The organism is Acidithiobacillus sp. IBUN Pt1247-S3 (assembly GCF_041146875.1).
Taxonomy (GTDB): domain Bacteria; phylum Pseudomonadota; class Gammaproteobacteria; order Acidithiobacillales; family Acidithiobacillaceae; genus Igneacidithiobacillus.
In genome coordinates this window covers 1-3551 of sequence record NZ_JBFRXP010000048.1, presented here as the reverse complement: position 1 = coordinate 3551, position 3551 = coordinate 1, and the positions used below count along the sequence as shown (strand labels likewise).

Annotated in this window: 2 protein-coding genes; one reads left to right on the top strand and one right to left on the bottom strand. The window is 58.8% G+C overall.

The genetic code is table 11. The annotated features are described in order from the left end of the window. The coding region (locus tag AB4090_RS14835; RefSeq protein ID WP_369574656.1) for a recombinase family protein at nt 1-391 on the bottom strand (391 nt) is incomplete at its 3' end. A 159-nt stretch (nt 392-550) separates the two neighbouring features. Between AB4090_RS14835 and AB4090_RS14830 the strand changes: the two genes are divergently transcribed. Then, nucleotides 551-3517 (top strand): Tn3 family transposase, encoded by a 2967-nt coding sequence (locus tag AB4090_RS14830; protein WP_369574655.1) that lies wholly within the window; start codon nt 551-553, stop codon nt 3515-3517. Nucleotides 3518-3551 lie beyond the last annotated feature (34 nt).

Sequence of the window (3551 nt, the reverse complement as noted above, 5' to 3'; positions counted from 1 at the left end):
GGGCGGCTTCCAAGCCAGCACGGGTACGCTCAATGGTCAGATCCCGTTCCATCTCGGCCAGACTGGCCATGACGTGAAAGAAAAACCGTCCCGATGGCGTCCCGGTATCAATGGCGTCGGTCAGGCTTTTGAACTGAACGTCCCGAGCTTGCAGGCTGCTGACCAGGTCGATCAGATTTCGCACGCTACGTCCCAGCCGATCCAGCTTCCAGACCACCAGGGTATCCCCTGTGCGGAGATCTCCCAGCGCCTGAGTAAGGCCCGGTCGCTCTACGCGGGCGCCGCTGAGCCGGTCCTCCATGATCTTCTCGCAACCGGCTTTGGTCAGCGCTTCTCGTTGCAGGTCAAGATTTTGATCCTGGGTGGATACCCGGGCGTAACCGATCAGCATGGCAGTCTCCTGAATCTCTCAGTATTCATTGCGAAGGTAATGAATCAAGAATAATATTTCAAGACCGTGTTTTGAGAACGCTAGGTCATTGATTGCCGCTCTTGGTCACGATGGCTGGCGTACCCTCTCAAAAACGAGCGTTTGCGAGAGGAGTCTTCCATGCCCCGCCGTTCCATTTTGTCCGCCACCGAGCGCGACAGCCTGCTTGAAATGCCCACCTCCAAATCTGAGCTCATTCGGCACTACACGTTCGATGAAACAGACCTATCCATCATTGGGCAACGTCGCGGGCCAGAAAATCGGTTAGGCTTTGCAGTTCAGCTTTGCTACATGCGTCATCCTGGCGTGATGATGCGTGCCGATGAAGAACCGTTCGCCCCTATGCTGCGCATGGTGGCAAAACAGCTCAAAGTCCCTGAAAGTTGCTGGGCCGAGTATGGTCGGCGGGAAAATACGAGACGAGAGCATTTGGTCGAGCTGCAGACCATCTTTGGTTTCCAGACATTTACTGCGCGCCATTATCAATCTGCCATTTCTAATCTTGTGGATCAGGCATTACAAACTGATAAGGGCATTGTATTGGCGATGGCTTTGGTAGAGGTCATGCGAGGACAGCGAATATTGCTACCAGCTTTGAGCGTCATCGACCGCATCTGTGCCGAGTCGATCACCAGAGCCAATCGGCGGATTCATGCGGCACTGACAGACACCCTGTCGGCCGACCACCGTCAACGACTGGATGCGCTCCTCAAGTGCAAGGAGGGTAGCCAGAAGACGGTGCTGGCCTGGTTACGAGAGGCACCGGCTAAACCAAACTCGCGGCATATGCGCCGGCACATTGAGCGTTTGCAGGCCTTACAGGCGATAGATTTACCCGCTGGCATGGATCTTCTGGTTCACCAGAACCGCCTGCTCAAGCTGGCTCGTGAGGGTAGCCAGATGACGCCAGCGGACCTCGCCAAGTTCGAGACCCATCGCCGCTATGCGACCTTGGCAGCATTGGTCATCGAAGCCACCGCCACGGTAACTGATGAGATCGTGGACCTGCATGACCGCATCATGGGAAAGCTATTCAACGCCGCAAAACAGAAACATCAGGAGCAGTTCCAGCGTTCTGGGAAGGCCATCAACGACAAGGTTCGTCTGTACGGGCGGATCGGCGATGCCTTGCTGGAAGCCCGCAAGAGCGGTGCGGATCCCTTTGCGGCCATTGAAAAGGTCCTCCCCTGGGAGGCATTCACCACCAGCGTCACCGAAGCCAAAGATCTCGCCCGTCCCGCCGACTTCGATTTCCTCCACCATATCGGCGACAGCTACACCACCGTCCGACTTTATGCCGCACCTTTTCTGGCCGTTCTCAAATTGCGGGCGGCGCCGGCGGCCCAGGACCTGCTTGACGCCATTGAGGTGATCCGCGGCCTGTATGACAGCAATGTCCGCAAGATACCCGCGGACGCACCGACCCGATTCATCAAGCCGCGCTGGAAAAAGCTGGTGGTCACCGGAGAAGGCATCGACCGGCGCTACTACGAGCTGTGCGCCCTGTCAGAGCTCAAGAATGCTCTGCGCTCTGGGGATATCTGGGTGCAGGGTTCGCGCCAGTTCAAGGACTTCGACACCTACCTGATCCCTGCCGGGCGGTTCGACGAGCTTACCCAGGCTGGCACCCTGCCGCTGGCGGTGAACACCGACTGCGAAGCCTATTTGCAGGAGCGCATGGCCCTGCTGGAACAGCAACTCGTCAGCGCCCATCAACTGGCGGCCGCCGATGACCTACCCGATGCCATCATCACGGACTCCGGCCTGAAAATCACCCCGCTGGATGCGGTAGCACCTGACACGGCGCAATCGCTGATCGACCAGACGGCGGCGCTACTGCCGCACATGAAAATCACCGAACTGCTGATGGAGGTGGACGCATGGACCGGATTCACCCGTCACTTCACGCACCTCAAGAGTGGCGATGAAGCCAAGGACAAGACCCTGCTGTTGACGGCGATCCTTGCCGACGGCATCAATCTTGGATTGAGCAAAATGGCGGAATCGAGCCCAGGCATGACCTACGCCAAGCTCTCCTGGCTGCAGGCCTGGCACATCCGCGATGAGACCTACTCGGTGGCTCTGGCCGAACTGGTCAACGCGCAGCTACGCAATCCGTTCGCCGCGCACTGGGGAGATGGTAGTACCTCGTCATCGGATGGTCAGCGCTTCCGCGCCGGCGGCAAGGCCGAAAGCACCGGACACGTCAATCCGAAGTATGGGGCGGAGCCGGGGCGGTTGGTCTACACCCACATCTCCGACCAATATGCGCCGTTTAGCAGCAAGCTGGTCAACGTCGGTGTGCGCGATTCGACCTATGTGCTTGATGGGCTGCTGTACCACGAGTCGGATCTGCGGATCGAAGAGCACTACACGGACACCGCCGGCTTCACGGATCATGTCTTTGCCCTGACGCATCTCCTGGGCTTCCGCTTTGCACCACGGATACGGGATCTTGGTGAGACCAAGCTGTTTCTCCCCAAGAATGGCCCCGGATATGAAGCCCTCAAGCCGATGGTCGGCGGCACCCTGAACCTCCAGCTCATCCGCACCCATTGGGCAGATATCCTGCGCCTAGCGGCCTCCATCAAGCAGGGGACGGTGACGGCCTCTCTCATGCTCAGGAAGCTCGGCAGCTATCCGCGTCAAAACGGTCTGGCGGTGGCCCTGCGCGAGTTGGGACGCATAGAACGGACGCTGTTCATCCTCGACTGGCTGCAAAGTGTAGAGCTGCGTCGGCGAGTGCAAGCGGGGCTGAACAAGGGTGAGGCACGCAATGCGCTGGCCCGGGCGGTATTCTTCAATCGGCTGGGGGAGATCCGGGATCGGGGCTTTGAACAGCAACGCTACCGAGCCAGTGGCCTGAATCTGGTGACGGCGGCTGTCGTTCTATGGAATACCGTGTATCTGGAGCGGGCGGTCAGCGCCCTGCAGGAGCATGGGCAAGTGCTCGACGAAACGCTGCTGCAATATCTGTCGCCACTGGGCTGGGAGCACATCAATCTGACGGGGGATTACCTGTGGCGGCGTAGCGCCAAGCTCAAGCAGGGAAAATATCGGCCGCTGCGGCCCTTCGCAGGAGCTTAACGGGTTTTATATTCCGTTTTCTGAGGGGACCCCT

Excerpts from the sequence above, each read along its gene's own strand:
- AB4090_RS14830 (WP_369574655.1), top strand. The coding sequence starts at position 551 with ATGCCCCGCCGTTCCATTTTGTCCGCCACCGAGCGCGACAGCCTGCTT.